Origin of the sequence: Xanthomonas protegens, assembly GCF_038442435.1 — a bacterium.
In the GTDB taxonomy this organism is placed as follows: Bacteria; Pseudomonadota; Gammaproteobacteria; order Xanthomonadales; family Xanthomonadaceae; genus Xanthomonas_A; species Xanthomonas_A sontii.
Genome location: NZ_JAQJCQ010000005.1, coordinates 20,097 through 36,360 on the forward strand (window position 1 = coordinate 20,097; position 16,264 = coordinate 36,360).

Annotated in this window: 11 protein-coding genes and 1 pseudogene; 4 read left to right on the top strand and 8 right to left on the bottom strand. The window is 62.1% G+C overall.

Going from position 1 to position 16,264, the window contains the following annotated elements:
- The first annotated feature begins 169 nt into the window (after positions 1–169).
- The 4 genes and pseudogenes from PIQ37_RS07530 (at position 170) to PIQ37_RS07545 (ending at position 7,665) form a co-directional block, all read left to right on the top strand.
- A complete protein-coding gene (locus PIQ37_RS07530; RefSeq protein ID WP_342072985.1) occupies positions 170–1,489 on the top strand; it encodes a glycosyltransferase WbsX family protein in 1,320 nt (439 codons plus the stop codon).
- Positions 1,486–3,189 (top strand): rhamnan synthesis F family protein, encoded by a 1,704-nt coding sequence (locus PIQ37_RS07535; RefSeq protein WP_342072986.1) that lies wholly within the window; start codon positions 1,486–1,488, stop codon positions 3,187–3,189. Before PIQ37_RS07530 ends, PIQ37_RS07535 begins: the two co-directional genes overlap by 4 nt.
- Before the next feature lie 949 nt (positions 3,190–4,138).
- Positions 4,139–6,478: a hypothetical protein gene (locus PIQ37_RS07540; protein WP_342072987.1), complete on the top strand. Its 2,340-nt coding sequence runs from the start codon at positions 4,139–4,141 to the stop codon at positions 6,476–6,478.
- Positions 6,479–6,724: 246 nt separating this feature from the next.
- Positions 6,725–7,665 (top strand): annotated as a pseudogene (locus tag PIQ37_RS07545) (IS481 family transposase).
- Between the two features lie 89 nt (positions 7,666–7,754).
- Here PIQ37_RS07545 and PIQ37_RS07550 read toward each other — a convergent pair.
- From PIQ37_RS07550 to PIQ37_RS07585, 8 genes are all read right to left on the bottom strand, one after another.
- A complete protein-coding gene (locus PIQ37_RS07550) occupies positions 7,755–8,963 on the bottom strand; it encodes a hypothetical protein (protein WP_342072988.1) in 1,209 nt (402 codons plus the stop codon).
- A gap of 82 nt (positions 8,964–9,045) precedes the next feature.
- Entirely contained in the window at positions 9,046–9,465 is a 420-nt protein-coding gene (locus PIQ37_RS07555; RefSeq protein ID WP_342072989.1) for a GtrA family protein, read from the bottom strand.
- Positions 9,462–10,769, bottom strand: coding sequence for an NAD(P)/FAD-dependent oxidoreductase (locus PIQ37_RS07560; RefSeq protein ID WP_342072990.1), 1,308 nt, complete (start codon positions 10,767–10,769; stop codon positions 9,462–9,464). The genes PIQ37_RS07555 and PIQ37_RS07560 overlap by 4 nt, the downstream gene beginning before the upstream one ends.
- A 22-nt stretch (positions 10,770–10,791) precedes the next feature.
- Positions 10,792–11,736 carry an NAD-dependent epimerase/dehydratase family protein gene (locus PIQ37_RS07565; RefSeq protein ID WP_342072991.1) on the bottom strand — a complete coding sequence of 315 codons (945 nt, stop codon included), beginning with the start codon at positions 11,734–11,736 and terminating at the stop codon, positions 10,792–10,794.
- Between the two features lies 1 nt (position 11,737).
- A complete protein-coding gene (locus PIQ37_RS07570) occupies positions 11,738–12,466 on the bottom strand; it encodes an SDR family oxidoreductase (protein ID WP_342072992.1) in 729 nt (242 codons plus the stop codon).
- A gap of 2 nt (positions 12,467–12,468) precedes the next feature.
- Positions 12,469–13,776, bottom strand: coding sequence for an FAD-binding oxidoreductase (locus tag PIQ37_RS07575; protein ID WP_342072993.1), 1,308 nt, complete (start codon positions 13,774–13,776; stop codon positions 12,469–12,471).
- Positions 13,776–15,164, bottom strand: a complete 1,389-nt coding sequence (locus PIQ37_RS07580) for a UbiA family prenyltransferase (protein ID WP_342072994.1) — start codon at positions 15,162–15,164, stop codon at positions 13,776–13,778. The genes PIQ37_RS07575 and PIQ37_RS07580 overlap by 1 nt, the downstream gene beginning before the upstream one ends.
- 107 nt (positions 15,165–15,271) lie before the next feature.
- On the bottom strand, positions 15,272–16,249 hold the full coding sequence (locus tag PIQ37_RS07585) for a lysylphosphatidylglycerol synthase transmembrane domain-containing protein (RefSeq protein WP_342072995.1): 978 nt from the start codon (positions 16,247–16,249) through the stop codon (positions 15,272–15,274).
- Between the last annotated feature and the right edge of the window lie 15 nt (positions 16,250–16,264).

Sequence of the window (16,264 nt, forward strand, 5' to 3'; positions counted from 1 at the left end):
CGGACATCGGTCATTGTCCCGAAATGGTAGAATTTCACGCTAGGCGGTGAGGATGGTGTCTGAGACATTGTGTCCAGGCGCCATCGCAGGATGCCGTCTCATGGGGCTTCAAATGTCGGGGTTGGCGGTCGTCCAAGGGCCCTGTAACGATCGTTTTTTAGGAATGGAAATGGAGCACGTGAAGGCTATCGCGTTTTATCTGCCGCAGTACCACCCCGTGGCGGAGAACTCCGAGTGGTGGGGGCCGGGATTCACGGAATGGACCAATGTCGCCAAGGGCAAGCCGAATTTCGTCGGCCATTACCAGCCGCATATACCCCGTGAACTGGGCTTCTACGATCTGCGCCTGGTCGACAACATGCGTGCGCAGGCGGAGTTGGCGAAGCTGTACGGCGTCCATGGGTTTTGTTTCTATTATTATTGGTTCGATGGCCGTCGCATTCTCGAGCTGCCGCTCGATAATTACCTGAAAAGCGACATCGAGTTTCCGTTCTGCATCTGCTGGGCAAACGAGAACTGGACACGCACCTGGGATGGACTCGAGAAGGACGTGCTGCTGGAGCAGAAGCATGGCGAAGATCAGGATCGTCGGTTCCTTGAGGATATCCTCCCGCTGCTGAGCGACAGGCGCGCCATTCGCGTCGACGGCAAGCCGATCGTGTTGGTCTACCGTGCCGACCTGTTCCCCGATTCCCTGGAGACCACTGCGCGTTGGCGCGATGTCGCCAGGCAGAAAGGCATCGGCGAAATCCACCTGGTGGCGGTGCAGTTCTATGGCATCGTCGATCCGCGCGAATGGGGATTCGATGCCGCCGTGGAGTTTCCGCCGCACACCTTCATTGGTGCCGACAACCGGCTGACGCACCACATCGAGTTCACCAATCCGGAGTTCCGTGGTGGCATTGTCGATTACCGCAAGGTGATCGCGCAGTCCATCGGTCGTCCCAAGCCTGAGTTTCGCTGGTATCGCGGTATCGTTCCGTCCTGGGACAACACCGCCAGACGCCAGCATACCTCGCATATTCTCGCCGAATCCTCGCCGTCGCTCTACGCGTACTGGCTGCGCAAGCTGGTCGAGTACACCCGCGTCAACAACGCGCCCGAGGATCAGGTGATCTTCATCAACGCCTGGAACGAATGGGGCGAAGGGTGCCATCTCGAGCCAGACCTGAAGCATGGCCTTGCCTATCTCGAAGCGACATATGCGGCGTTGTCGGGCGATCGCTCGGAACTGGATGAGGTCCTGAAGGACGAGAGGCTGTTGCGTACACTTGGAGGAGACCGGCTGAAGGCGCTATTGGACGATCGCGATCGCCTCGTGAACGACGTCGTGCTGCTCTCCGCGGAAGTGCGCAGGACAAACCCGCAGGGCATCGAAATGAATTCGCCCTCGCCATCCGGTTTGCGTTCCTTCATTGGTCGATGCCTGCTGCCCTTCCCGCGCCTGCGGGCGTTCGCCGTCCGGGTCTACAACGCATGGAACCGATGAAACCGGTGCGCCGCGTTGCGGTCGTCGCTCATTTTGATGCCGAAGGCTTATTGACCGAGTTCACCCGTCGCCTGCTCGACGAATTACTGTTGCACGCCGAACGTATCGTGCTGGTCTCCACTCGACTGGCGCCGGAGCAGGCCGCCACGCTCGATGCCCGCATCAAGGTGATCGTCCGGGAGAACGTCGGCTACGATTTCTACTCGTTCCGTACCGGCATTTTCGCGGTCGAGGCGCTTTACGCCTATGACGAGTTGATCGTCGCCAACGACAGCGCCTTGACCATCGACCGTGGCGGCATCGGCAAGGCGTTCGCCAAGATGCGCGATGTGGACTGCGATGCCTGGGGAATGACGCAATCGTTCCAGGTGGCTCGCCATCTGCAGTCCTATTTCCTGGTTTTTCGCAAGAATGCGTTCTTCAGCCAGTACTTCGATCGTTTCTGGAGAGACGTGCGTGTGCTGGAGGACAAGTGGGAAATCATTCTTTCCTACGAGATCGGCCTGACCCAATGCCTGCTCAGGAATGGCGCGAAGATCGCGGCCGCCTTCGAGCCGGACGCGAGTCATGAAGGCAAGGTTTCCGCGCGGCTGCAGCGTCGCCACGCCGGTGTCGGCGACCTTTCCTCTCCGAGCAACAAGGAGATCGCGGAAGCCAATCCCGTGCATTTCCTTTGGGATGAGCTCTACCGCAGCTTTGGCTTCATCAAGAGCGAGGTGCTGCGCGACGATCCCAATGGCGTCAACGATGTCGATCTGTCGAGCGTGGTGACCGACCCGCAGCTGCGGGCGATGGTCGAACACGAAGTGCAGCGCATGCGCCAGACGCGCGCCAAGGCAGCGCCCCTTGGCGCGGCGGAGAATGTCCTGGCGTCCAAGGATGAACTCGAGCGTTACGGCGTGCGCTCGATCCTTCCCGGAAGCCTGCGGGCGCGGTTCGCGATCGTCCTGCACCTTTACCATATGGACCTGATCGACAACATCTACGGTTACATGCGCAATGTGATCGTCGACCACGACGTGTTCGTCTCGGTTAAGTCGGTCGCCGACCACCGGGTCGCCGTTCGCTACTTCCAGGAGCGCAACGTCCGCGCCTTCGTTTTCGTGCATCCGAACATCGGGCGCGATGTCGGTCCGTTCGTCAGCCTGCTCAACACCGGTCTTCTCGATCGCTACGATGCAGTCTGCAAGCTTCATTCGAAGAAAAGCGTCTACCACAACGCCGGTGGGCAGTGGCGCGACGATCTGATGAAGTCATTGCTGGGTTCCTCGCTCACGGTGCTGAAGATCCTGCAGGCCTTCGACCACAGACCCGCCTGCGGCATCATCGGGCCGGAGAGCGCGTATGTCTGCAACTCGCGCTTCTGGGGCGGCAACGAGGAGCGACTGCGGGTGCTGGCCGCAGAAACGCATATCGACGACGCGCGCATTCGCCTTGGGTTCTTCGCTGGCACCATGTTTTGGTTCCGGCCCGTGGCGTTGGGTGCCTTGAAAGCGCGGAATATTGCCCTTAGCGAGTTCGATCCTGAGGCGGGTCAACTCGACGCGACGCTTGCCCACGTGATCGAACGCCTCTTCGTTCTATGGATTGAGCAGTCAGGGTATTTCGCAAGTACCACGCGATGCCCGGGCGTCCCGCTCCGCCACGAAGACTACGAAAAGCGTGGGCTTGCCGTCCTGCCAGCTAATGGTGTGAACTAGCACTGTGCACAGCGGGGGGGGGGCAGCGTGATCAGTCGAGTATGGCGTCAGCATCTTTCCAAGTACTTTGCGGCTCTATCGGAGGAGGCGGCGAATTCCGTACTGGAATGTGAGCAGCAGAGATCTTTCGGTTTTCCAATGAGCCTGTACCAGCCGGCGCTACTGGTGGCCAGGCGCCGTTTAAAGGCGCTTATTGGCTCAATGAACATGAGTCATCTCTACCCTGCCTGCGGGCGGACTGGGAGCGCATTCTGCGCGATGCCGGGCATGCCAGTCCGAATAGTGGCTATGCCGGTGTCTTGATTACGGGGGTTTCGGATCAACATGGCTCTTCGCTCCTTCATGCAGGGCTGGTATGAATGTCTTCTGTACATCGTGATTTTGTCGCATCTTTTGCGCTCGATTGCAGTCAGGACATCGTCGCCATGATCGCTCGATTGTTTGAGTTATTCTGCGTCCGAGCCGTCAAGCGAGCGGGCAACTACAACGATGCGAGATTTTCCGCCCTTTTGCGCTGCATAAGTAGGTGCTCCCCCGGGTGGCCAGCATGTCTTACACATGCCGGCTGGCAATACTGCTGTCGCACAAGTGGCCTGCTGCGGTTGAACGGCAATCTTCTCGTCGTACCACAGGTCCGATATCTTGCATCTGGCGAATTTACATGCATTCGTCGATGTCGCTATGTCGCGAAGATGCTATTGCATCGTATGGGATCAACCATTGGTCTTGTGCGGGCAGTGGAGGCTTATGCCAGATGTGGGAGTCTGCGCTTTGCGGACTTCCTGGTGGTATGTCAGTGGACCACCTTTAGTGTGCCAAGGCTGCGCGACATCAGGTCATTGGAATCGCCGATGTGCAACCATGCCGAACTTTGAATATCAGCATGCTGGCAATTGCCTGCATTCTCGTTCTTAACAATGGCCGCCTAAGGCCTGGATCATAGAAATTCATGAACGACCGCCACTCAATTCACTCCCCCGATATTCAGCCGACGTCGCCATCAAGTCGGTATGCGGCCGTGGCAGCTTTCCTGCTCGTAATATTGATGGTGACGCCTTGGGCGCCCGCTATGCCCTTCGCTGGATTGGATGGCTCTTGGAGCTATGCGATGAACGTCGCTACGGCCCAGCATATGCGCTTTGGCCAAGACATCATCTTTACCTTCGGACCTCTGGCGTCCATCTTTACCCGGGTCTACCACCCCGCGACCGACATGCTGATGATCGGCGGATCGCTACTAATAGCGGTTGCGCTTTTTGCCGGCATTTGGGCATGGCTAGCGCCGCATCGGCGCTGGTTGCTGCTGTGGTTGCCAGTGCTTATCAGCTTTTGCTGGGGGCGCGATGCGCTGTTCTTGTTCCTTCCGCTTTTATTGCCTTGTGTCGCCAGTGTCGGCGTGGAGCGTGGCCGGCCCATAACTATGACTTTGGCTCTTTTGGCTGCCGCCAACGCGATTTTGCCGCTGGTTAAGGGTAACTTTGGCGTAATGGTTGGAATTTCGACTATTGTGGCTATCTTGATCTGCTTGCGGTCGTCGCCACGCAGCGCGCTTCTAATTATCGTGGTGGAAGTGGGGGCGCTGATTTGCGCCTGGTTGCTTGCTGGACAACGAATAGATGATCTGCCTGGTTACTTTCTCGCGCAATTGCCGATCATCTCTGGATATACTGGCGCTATGTCGGTGCCTGGAAATGGGCTTGATATCGTCGTGTTCATGCTTGCGGCGACTCTCCTGCTAGGTATTTCGATGCTGAGCCGTCTGCGCCGGCACTGGTATCTTCCTGTGCTGTTCGCGGCCTATCTATTTGTGTGCTTCAAGACGGGGTTTGTCAGGCATGACGGCCATGCATTAACCGCCGGAATGGGCTTGGCTTATGTGGGCTTCCTCTTTTGGTTGGGGCCGACCAGCGGCGATGGCCGCGGTCCAGTCGCTTTTGCCACCGGGTTGATCGGCTGGGCATTGATTGCGTCTTCTTATCAGCCGGTGGGGCTGGAGGGCTCGGTATCCCGTTTCACCGAAATGGTGACGGAAAGTGCACGTGGTGCATGGGTGCGCCTGAATAACTCAGGCGCCTTGCAAGCGCAGTTTGAACGCCATGTTGCACAACTGGCGGCACATCCACCATTCGTGCGCAGTCAAGAACCGGCGGATGTCTATCCCGTTGAATTGACGCCGTTGCTGGCGACAGGGGCTAACTGGAAACCACGGCCGATCTTGCAGAGCTATTCCGCTTACACTCCTGGCTTGGTGATGATCAATGCTGAGCATTTGGTTCGTAACCCGCCTTCACGGATCTATTTTGCTCTATCCCCAATCGACAATCGTTATCCTTCGCTCGATGACGGCGCTAGTTGGCCGGCACTACTAGGCAGCTATACCTTGAAGCAACTGAACAGCGACTTCGCTGTGCTTGAGCGTGCGTTGCCAACCAAGGCGCCGCTGACTCCTGTTGTGCAACGTCAGGTAGATGCAGTCTTGGGTGAGGATGTGGCCGTCGCTGATTCGGAACATCCGGTATGGGTCACTGTAGATATTCAGCCGACCCTGCTTGGAAGATTGGTTGCTCTGCTTTACAAGTTGCCCGAATTGTCGATGCGCGTGCGCTATGTTGATGAGGCAACAGCTGATTTCCGCTTCATTCCTGGTATGGCACGTAGTGGTTTCCTGCTATCGCCGACGGTTAGAGATGCCAAGGACTTCGCGGCGTTGAGTTCGCATTATCGAGCGAATCTACTTGGTCAACGCCGGGTGGCCGCGCTTAGCATCGCCGGAGCCCGGGGCACGCGCTGGCTCTGGCGCCATAGTTATCGTTTGGTTTTTTCGCGTCTGGATATACCCGCGTCCGCGTCGGTTGATGAGGTTCTGGCTGGTGCCAGGACGCCTAGCGCAGGCCCGTCTTCTTTCGCCATCGGGGGGCAGTGCCGTATCGACGAGATCGATGGCCGGCCTGTCGGCGGCGCACCTTCTGCACTCGTCAAGCCAATGGTTGTGATTCGGGGCTGGGCCGCCCTTGATGCGGAGCATGGCAGGCCGAATCAGGGGGTTCGGCTGCTGATGAGTTCGGGTGGATCGGAATTCGGCACATTGCCTGCCTATCGTGTGTCACGTCCTGATGTCGCTCGTCACTTCAACCATCCCGAACTCGAATACTCAGGTTTTGAAGCCTATGTGGATGTGCGGCAGCTACCGGTAGACTCCCATATACAGATTCTTCAAAAAAATGGCGACCGGTGGCTGCTATGCAGCGGTGTCACAGCAGCTACTCACCGCGCCGACGGAGGGGAGTAGCACGCGCAGTAGCGACATAGTCCAAGATCTGCGCGCGATACTGCTATCACTTGGGTGCCCGAGCCCTTGTCAAATCTCCCGCGCGTAGTTTGCGTCATGCCTTTGAGTAGCTAACAAAACTGCTGCGCAGCCGCCAAGTGGCCGGACGGTTATATGCCACTAGTTGTGATCTCTCATTAGGTTGTTCATCCGGGGCGTCTCTGGAAGATGGGGTTACCAAGCCAACCCAGCCCCCAGGAGCCCCGGATGGAGCTGCATAAACATGCCCGTTGAACCCACGCGGTCGAGGCCTGGTTGTGGATCGCATCCTTGTTCAGGGGCTGCGCGTGGAAGAAGCAGCGCATACGGCCGGTGTCAGCGTCCGAACAGCCTACAAATGGCTCAAGCGCTTCAAGGAATAGGGGCGCAAGGCTTGACCGACCGCACATCCAGCCTCACGACTGCCCCCATGCCACGTCTCAGCGCGTCGTGGATCAGGTCATCTCACTGCGCCATTCACGCCACACGTATCGGCAGATCGCCGAGCGGTTGCCTGTGGCGCCGAGTACCATCGCGCGGTTGCTGCGCCGCGCCGGCCTGCACCGGCTGGCGGATCTGGAGCCGGCCCTGCCGCGCAATCGCCATGAGTACGCCCAACCCGGCCAACTGCTGCATCTGGACCTCAGAAGCTTGCCCGTTTTCGCCAACCCGGCCGCCGCGTGACCGATGATCGGACGGTCACTTCCCGTGGCACTGGCTGGGAGTACGTCCACCTTGCCATCGACGACCACTCCCGCGTGGCCTTCGGCACCATCGAGCCCGATGAACGCGGTATCAGTGTCTGCAGGTCACTGATGCAAGCGGTTCGCTACTACCGCAGCCTGGGCGTGCGCTTGTAGCGCGTGTTGACCGACAACGGCGCCTGCTACACATCACGCCTCTGTCGACGCCTTGTCCGATGGCTCGGCCTGCGCCATCTGCGAACCCGACCCTACACGCCGCGCACTGATGGCAAGGCCGAACGGCTGGTGCGGACCAGCCTGCGAGAACGGGCCCATGCGCGCTTTTATATCGAGTCCACACAACGCGCCAACGCCCTCCTGGGCTGGCTGCATCACTACAACTGGCATCGACCACACGCTAGCCTCGGCTACAAGTCTCCCATCTCGCGAATTCCAATGAACAACGTGGTGAGTTTACGCAACTAGCACACAGCGGTTCCTGCACGCCGTCCAAACCCCTCTGGAGGCTGCTCGCGACGTCTTGTTCACCCCTCTTGGCTTCAGTGCTATTTCGCTCACGGTTGTTGCTTTTTCGCCTCGATCGTAATGCTCCATCCCGGCGGGTTGATGGGGATTGTGTGTGTACCTGGTTGCTCAAGGTCGGAGGCGTGGTCACGCCAGGAGAAATCGCTGAGTGCGGCCCGCCTCTGGAACTGAGGATTGTTGAGTGCCACTAGGCAGATCAGCGCCGAGACGATCGCCGTTGCGCGGAAGCGACTTCCAGTGCTGCGCAGTGCTAGCCAGACCACCCACCACCACACTACTTTTATGAGATAAAAATAACGATCGGCTGCGCTTGGTTGGTAAATCTGTTGCAAATCCGTGATGCGCAGGGCGGAAGCGATGGTTTCAAGTATGGCGAAGACTGCGAACCCCATGACCTGCAGCCGCGCGTGGCCATCGATTCGCTTTGAGAGCACCAGCGTCCCGATGAGTAGTGCGTAGAGTGCCAGCCAACTAGTGCCGGTAAGGAAGTCATTACCGAACATATGGATAGGAACTAGCTCGGTGAAGGTGGCATTTATGAGCTTTAACAAGTCATGGTGCGTGGCGCTTTCCGTCGGCGGTGCTGCCAACAGCACGCCTGTCTGGATTATCGCTCCCAGCCCCAGAGCCAATAACGCTGGCCAGTCACGCTCACTTAGGAAACTACGCAAGGCTCCGTCGAATGGATCATAGGACAACTGCCTAGCCATCCAACTGGATGCCAACATGCCTGTGATGATGATCGAGAGAAGAATTGAAAAGGGGCCTGTCAATGCCATTAAAAGTATGCCTATGACGCGCAGCCATCCTAGGGTGTTGGCGTAGCGTGGAGATGCAGGCGAGAGACAGCAGGCACCTAATGCGAATTGCAGGAACCACTGTGCGTTAGTGATCGTACCGAAGATCTCACCGCTGGTCGGAACCGCCAGGCATGACAACGCAACTACCCAGGCTGGTACGTACAAGCGCAACTTCTGGCAGGTCAGGGTAATCGCTGATGCGCTCAAGGCGATGGCAAATGCGTTGTATACCAAGGGTGCCTTAGTAATGGATATCCATGATGCAACCCAGGCCACCAATCTAGGAATGGCATGCAGGTAGCCAGCGTAAGGAACCCAAAGTTGAGGCAGCTTATGCCCGAACTGTTGCTGAAAAAAGATGGTGGCGTCTTCGGCCCAAAACTGGGGATGGCTTAGCGCATCGTTGCTCTTGTAAGCGATCACGAGCAGGATCACCAAGAACATAGATGCCTGTGGTTGAGCAATCTGTGACTGGCGATGGAGGAGGGGCGGAGGACGCTTTGTCATACGATAAGCCTGTTCAGTTCATGGTGCGTGGCGAAGCGAACGAAAGACGCTTGTGCCCGAGATAGCTAGTGATGACCGGCGCCGCGACTCCAATGGCGTGTGCGATGGTTTCGTTGTGAAAATCAATGCCAAGTGTCGGTAGCAGCCAGCGAGCAAGCAACAGGCTGATAAGGATCGTCTGGCCAAGAGCCACCAGATTAATCGCCGTAAACCAGAGCATCTGATGATGTAGGCGATTTCTGGCTTGATTGAATACAAAAATTTTGTTGAGCGTGAACGCCGATATCATGCCCAGTACATACGCGATGATGATGGCTGGTACATAGGCGATCCAATGGCTCAGAACCATGCGGGAGCCAAAGTTCACTGCGGCAGCCAACCCACCCGCGATCAGGAACAGGAGGAATTGCCGGGACAGGATTGGCCCCTTCACCGCTTTTCCGTCCCCAGTGCGGCCGTATCGGCCAGGGTCCGGCCGACCGCGATGCTCTCGTTGATCGAGCGATCTTCCGGGTAGTAGTACGCCGTATCCGCCATGTAGAAGCCCGCCAGCGGCGTCTTCATCGGCGGCAGCATGTCCTGGAATCCCGGCGGGCAGATGGTCTGCGCATACTCGTAGCGATGGCAATGGGTCGCGCGGATCCACTCCGGCTTGAAGTCCGGATTGATCATCGGCAAGTAGCTGATGACTTCGTCGATCAGCTGCTGGTTGCTCCACTGCCATTTCGGATGGGTCTTGGGCATGTAGTAGGGCGCATACACGATGTGCTCGCCCGGGCCCTTGCCGGGGTTGAGGTTGCTGTATTCGATCAGGCCGGGGATGGAGATCCGCTCGTCGCTGATGTTCATCCAGAAGTTCTCGCTGACCGGCTTGGACAGTTTCAGGATCACGCAGGCGACGGGGATGTTCTCGATCGCAGCGACTTGGTCGGCGAAGGTCTTGGGCAGGCCGGGCACCATACCGGGCACGTACTGGATCGGTGCCGTCGACACCACGCCATCGTAGGCATGATGGCCGTCGCGGGTGCGGATGCCGGTGACCTTGCCGTCGACCGAGACGGCCTCTTCGATCGGTTGCGACAGCAGGATGCGTCCGCCCAGGCGCGTCACTTCCGCGGCCATGCGCTCCAGCAGCACGGCTGAGCCGCCTTCCAGATAGCCCATGCTTTCGTTGAACAGGTTGCGCCGCGACAGCGCCACGCGCTTGATGCGGGTGCCGATCCATGAGGCGGACAGGTCGTTCTGGTATTCGAAGAACTTCAGCGCGAAGGCCTTCTCCCACATCACCTTGTAGGCCTTGGGGCCGATCCAGCGGGTGATCCAGTCGCGCGCGTTCTCCTTGTCCAGCGCGGTCCAGTCGCTGATGCCCTTGGTGTGCATGACGTGCAGGGCGTAGCGGATCTTGTCGACCAGCCCCAGGTGCGGGAAGCCGAGCAGCGCGAACGGCGTGCCCCACTTGTGCAGCTTGCCCTGGTAGTAATACCCCATCTTGGTGTCCGTCCAGTGCAGGCGGTCGGACAGCTTCAGGTCCTCGAGCAGCTTGAACAGCGGGAAATCGGTCTTGCAGATGAAGTGGTAGTAGCGCTCGATGCGCAGGCCGTCGAAATCGAAGTCCGCGGACATGCCGCCGATGCGGTCGTCACGCTCGTAGACGTCGACCTGGTGGCCCTTCTTCAGCAGTTCCATGGCAGCCATCAGGCCCATGGGGCCGCTGCCGACGATCGCGAATGTACTCATGGTTCTAGTCTCGTATGACGGTTCAGCGCTTGAGCACGATGTGGCTGTAGCGCGGGTCGGTATAGCTTTCGCGGATCGCGTCTTCGAACGGGGTCTGGCGCACGCCGAACACCGCTTCGGTATCGACGCCCTTGAAGTCGTCGCCGGCGCTCAGCGCCTTCAACTGGTCGGCGGTGAACGGCGGCTTGGAGCTGAAGAGCGAGTACACGCGCAGCAGGAAGGCGAAGAAGCCGATCGGGATATGCACGATCAGGGTATGCAGCTTCTTGACCCGCTTGATCGTCTTGATGATGTCGACATAGTCCACGCGCGTATCGCCGACGATGTCGTAGACATCGCCGTCGGGTTCGCGCTCGATGCACTTGGCGATGCAACGGCAGAAGTCGCGCTCGTACAGCGGCTGGCGCATGAACCGGCCATCGCCCGGGATCGGGAACACCGGCGTCTTTGCCATGAAGCGCGACAGCCAGCCCAGGTGCTTGGGGTCGAACCAGCCGAACATCAGGGTCGGGCGCAGCACACAGTGGCGCAGGCCGCTGGCGACCACCATCTCTTCCTGTGCGCGCTTGGTGTTGGTGTAGTCGTCCTTGGCCACCGAGTTCACCACCGAGGAACTGATGTGCACCAGATACGGCACCTTCGCCGCGCGGCAGGCGTCGAGCACGTGCGCGGTCGCGGTCAGGTTGTTGCGGGTGAACAGGTCGGTGGTCTTGCCGGTGATCTGCGCGTGCAACTGGGCGACGCAGGCCGCACCCTCGAACTCGCGCGCCCACTCGCCGGGCTCGGCCAGATCCGCCTCCACCACGCGCACCGCCGGATGCAGATCGCGCAGGATCTGCAGGTTGTGCGCATGCTTGTCGATCGCCACCAACTGGGTGTAGCCCTGCTGCTCCAGTTCGACGATCAGGTTCTGGCCGACCAGGCCCGCGGCGCCGGTGATGACGATCTTGGCGTGTTTGTCGGTCATGTCAGAGCTTGATCCTGCGGAAAACGAATTCGGGAATGGACTTGATGACGAACATGATCGCCCACCAGAAACCGGGCAGGTAGGCGACCGCGCGGCGGCCGTCGACCGCGCGCAGGATGCCCTTGGCGATCTGGTCGGGCTTGGCCCACAGCGCGCCCTTCTTGAAGGCTGCGGTCATCGGCGTATCGACGAAGCCTGGCTTGATCGTGAGCACGTTGATGCCCTCCGGGCGCAGGCGCTGGCCGAGGCCGCTCAGGTAGGCGCTGACCGCGGCCTTTGCGCTGCCGTACAGGTAGTTGCTGGCGCGGCCGCGGTCGCCGGCGACCGACGAGATCACCGCCAGCGTCGCGCCCGCGCGCAGGCGCGGCACCAGCGCGGCGCACAGTGCGATCGTCGAGGTGCCGTTGGTGGCGAACTCGCGCATCGACAGCTCCACGGAGGCGTCGCACGCGGTCTGGTCAGGCAGTGTGCCGTGGGCGATCAGCACCACGTCCACGCCGCCCAGCGCGGCCCAGGCGGCATCGAAGGCCGCGGCATGGCTGGCGCCATCGTTGACGTCGAGCACGCCGACGCTGGCCTTGCCGCCGCGCGCCGACAGGTCCGACGCGATCGCGTCCAGGCGCGCGGCCTGGCGGCCGAGCAGGTGGAGGGCCGCGCCGCGCGCGGCGTAGTGCCGGGCGGTGGCCTCGGCGATGGCCGAGGTGGCGCCGATGATGAGGACGCGTTGCATGTTCACTCCGTGACCCGGCGCCAGAAGCCGGAAGAAAAGCGGGGATCGAGATAGCGGCTGAAGTCCTGCCAGCGGGCATAGGCGCGCTGGAACGAGGCGGCGGACATGCGCGCGTCCTTGGCAGGGTACAGAGCGCCGCCGGCGGCGTCGACAATCCGGTCCAGCCGCTCCAGCAGGCGCAGCACGTCGGCGCCGTCGTTGGGAAAGTCCAGCGCCAGCGTGGTGCCCGGACGCGGGAAGGACAGCATGCCGCGCGCAGGGAGGTCGCCGAATTCCTTCAGCACGGCCAGGAAGGAGCCGCTGCCGCTGCGGGCGATTTCCGCCAGCAGCGCATCCACGCCGTCGCGTGCGGTGGCCGGCGGCAGCACGCACTGGTACTGCAGGAAGCCGCGCGGGCCGTACATGCGGTTCCAGTGGCGGATGCCGTCCAGTGGATAGAAGAACGGCAGCAGGTGGCTGAGCCGGCGCTTGCTGCGCGCGGGCTGGCGCCAGTAGTACAGCGCGTTGAACGGCCGCAGCGACAGCTTGTTGACCAGCGAGACCGGCGGGGTCAGCGGCATCGCCAGGCCCTTGCCGGGCGAGGCCGGGCGCTCCTCGGGCAGGCCCGCGCAGTGATCGGCGCGGGTGAAATGGCCGCGGCCGCGGGCGCGGCCGCTGGCCAGGCAGTCGATCCAGGCGACACTGTATTCGTGGCTGTCGGCCGAGGCGGCGGACAGCGCGAAGAACTCGTCGAGCGAGCCGAAGCGGATGTTCTCCGTCTCCAGCGCCGGGCCCGGCACGCGGCGCAACTGGATCTCCGCCCAGGTGATCAGCCCGGTCAGGCCGAGTCCGCCGACCGTGGCCGCGAACCAGCCCTCGGCATCGGCGTCCGGCGTGCACAGGCGACGGCTGCCGTCGCTGCGCAGCAGCTCGAAGGCGAGCACGTGGTGGCCGAAGTTGCCGGTGCGGTGATGGTTCTTGCCGTGCACGTCGTTGGCAATGGCGCCGGCCACGGTGACGTAGCGGGTGCCCGGCGTCACCGGCAGGAACCAGCCCTGCGGCAGCGCCAGATCGATGATCTCGGCAAGGGTGACTCCCGCCTCGCAGCGCAGCCGGCCGGACGCGGGGTCGAAGCCGATGAAGCGGTCCAGGCCGCGCGCGCACAGCAGGGTGCCGTCCGGATCGAGGCAGCTGTCGCCGTAACTGCGGCCGTTACCACGCGGCAGCGCGTGGCCGGCGAAGGACGGCAGGGCGGCCGCCCGGTCGGCGATCGGCAGCAGCGTCTGCGTCGCCTGCGGGTAGCGTCCCCAGGACTGCCCGGCATCGGCCATCAGATGGCGCTCAGCGCGAACAGCCCGCACAGCACCACGACCACCTGGCTGACCCGGTCGGTGGCGGCGAAGACGATCGGGTCGTCATGCATGTCGCCGCGGTGCGCCACGATCCAGACCCGGCTGACCCAGTACAGCAGCACCGGGCAGATCAGCCACAGCAGCTTCGGATGCCGGTACAGCTGCACGCTTTCCGGGCTGTTGATGTACAGCGCCATCACCATGACCGCGATGTAGCCGGCCGCCGCGCCCATCGACTGCAGCAGCACCAGGTCTTCCACCGAATAGGCGCGACCGCTGGCCTTGGTCTTGCCGCTGCCGAGCATCGCGTGCAGTTCGGTGTAGCGCTTGAGCAGTGCCAGCGAGAGGAAGATGAACATCGAGAACGCCAGCAGCCAGAACGACAGTTCCAGGTCGATGGCCACCGCGCCGCCGATGATGCGCACGGTGTACAGCGCCGCCAGCAGCACCACGTCGATCATCACGATGCGCTTGAGCCGCAGCGAGTACGCCAGCGTCATCACGTAGTAGATCAGCAGGACCAGGGTGAAGTGCAGGTTGCAGGCCAGCGACAGCGCCAGTCCGGCCACGGTCAGCGCGGGCGCGGCGAACAGGCCCTGCAGCAGCGGCAGGCGGCCGGCGGCGAACGGCCGCTTGCGCTTGCGCGGATGCTGCCGATCCGGCGTCAGATCAAGCAGGTCGTTGAGCACGTAGACGCCGGAGGCGCACAGCCCGAACGCGACCATGGCGATCACCGACTGCAGGACCGATTCGCCCTCCAGGAAGCGGTGTGAAGTCAGCAGCGGCACGAACACCAGCAGGTTCTTCAGCCACTGGTGCAGGCGCAGCGCCTTGAGCCAGGCGCGGGCGCGCGGCGGCGCCGGCCAGTGCCCATGCACGGTGGTGCGCTGTGCGGCGGCCACACGCAAGCCGTTGCCGTTGTTGACCACCCAGGCACCACCGGCCTTGTCCCACACGTGCAGATCCACGCGGCCATTGCCGGCGTAGTCGAAATTGCCTTCGCCGAATCGCTGCACCAGCACGTCGGCCTTGTTGCGGCCGGACAGGTTGCGCTGGCCGTCGCTGGCGATGACTTCCTCGAACAGGTCCAGGTGCGCGGCGATCGGCGCGACCAGCAACTGGTCGGAGGCGGTACACAGCACGCGCGGGCGCTGCGGCGTGGTGCGCAGCAGCTCCAGGACGTGCTCGTTGTAGGGCAGGGTCTCGGCCGGGAGCGTGACCCGCGCGGCCAGTTCGCGCTTCAGCGCGGCCTTGCCGCGCAGCAGCCACAGCGGCAGCATGAACACGTACAGCGGATTGCGCGCCAGCAGCGCCAGCAGGGACTCATAGAGAATGTCCGAATTCAGCAGAGTACCGTCCAGATCCACGCAGAGCGCGCGCCCTGAAACAGCCGGGCGGTCGGCGGGAGAGCTGGGTGGGAGGGACATGCTGCGGCCTGGGGATGCATAGCGGGGCCGCGATTATAACCAGCGGTTCAGGCGGCCTGGCGTCGCTGCAGGAATTCGGTCGCGCCCATCGCCAGGGCACCGACGGCGACCGCGTACCAGAGCGTCACCAGCCGCGCGGCCACCGCGACCGCGATCGCATCGGCGGTGGCGACGCCCAGCCGGTCCAGCATCAGCACGATCGCCAGTTCTGTGGTGCCGACCCCGCCTGGAACGAAGGACAGCGCGCCGATCAGCATCGCCAGCGGGTAGATGCCGAATGCGACCACCGGATCCAGCTCCAGGCCCAGGCCACGGCACATCCCGACGAAGACCGCCGAGGTCAGGCCCCAGGCGCCGGCGCCCGCGATCAGGCTGCGCACCATCTGTGCGGTGCCCAGGCAGGCACGCAGTTCCACGGCGGCGAACACGGCGAACTGGACCGTCCTCCGCAGCCAGCGCCCGGGCAGGCGGTGTCCCATGCCCTCCAGCCAGGCCAGCAGGGCCGGCCAGGCAGCGGCGCCGAACAACAGGGCGACGAAGCCCAGCACCACCGCGGCGAGGGTGCCCAGGGTGGGGAAGACCGGCGCGGCCAGCAGCGACAGTGCCAGGATCACCAGCAGATCGGAGGCGCGCTCGAATACGAACACCGCCAGCGTCCGCCCTGCCGGCACACCCATACGTGCGAAATAGCGGATGCGCAGCAATTCCCCGGCCTTGCCCGGGGTGGCGGTCAATGCGAAACCAGCCAGATAGGCCGTCCATCCCAGCCAGAACGGCACCGCATGACCCTGCCGCTGCAGCAGCCAGCGCCAGCGCCAGAAGCGGAACAGATAGCTGGCCGAGACCGGCAGCACCGCCAGCGCCAGCAACGGCCAGATCGCGCCGAGCCGGGCGAACGTGCCGTTGCCGCGGTCGATCCACCACAGGGCGGCCAGGTAGCCGCCGCACAGCAGTACGACGAACAGCGCCAGACGATCCGCACGGTGGCGCGGCGCGGGCACGCCGTCGGCGCCGTGCGGCATCATCCCCGGGTCCCCGCG

What these genes read in the sequence shown, in the direction of transcription:
- PIQ37_RS07530 (WP_342072985.1), top strand. Translation starts at nt 170, where the DNA reads ATGGAGCACGTGAAGGCTATCGCGTTTTATCTGCCGCAGTACCACCCC.
- PIQ37_RS07535 (WP_342072986.1), top strand. Translation starts at nt 1,486, where the DNA reads ATGAAACCGGTGCGCCGCGTTGCGGTCGTCGCTCATTTTGATGCCGAA.
- PIQ37_RS07540 (WP_342072987.1), top strand. Translation starts at nt 4,139, where the DNA reads ATGAACGACCGCCACTCAATTCACTCCCCCGATATTCAGCCGACGTCG.
- PIQ37_RS07560 (WP_342072990.1), bottom strand. Translation starts at nt 10,769, where the DNA reads ATGAGTACATTCGCGATCGTCGGCAGCGGCCCCATGGGCCTGATGGCT.
- PIQ37_RS07565 (WP_342072991.1), bottom strand. Translation starts at nt 11,736, where the DNA reads ATGACCGACAAACACGCCAAGATCGTCATCACCGGCGCCGCGGGCCTG.
- PIQ37_RS07570 (WP_342072992.1), bottom strand. Translation starts at nt 12,466, where the DNA reads ATGCAACGCGTCCTCATCATCGGCGCCACCTCGGCCATCGCCGAGGCC.
- PIQ37_RS07575 (WP_342072993.1), bottom strand. Translation starts at nt 13,776, where the DNA reads ATGGCCGATGCCGGGCAGTCCTGGGGACGCTACCCGCAGGCGACGCAG.
- PIQ37_RS07585 (WP_342072995.1), bottom strand. Translation starts at nt 16,249, where the DNA reads ATGATGCCGCACGGCGCCGACGGCGTGCCCGCGCCGCGCCACCGTGCG.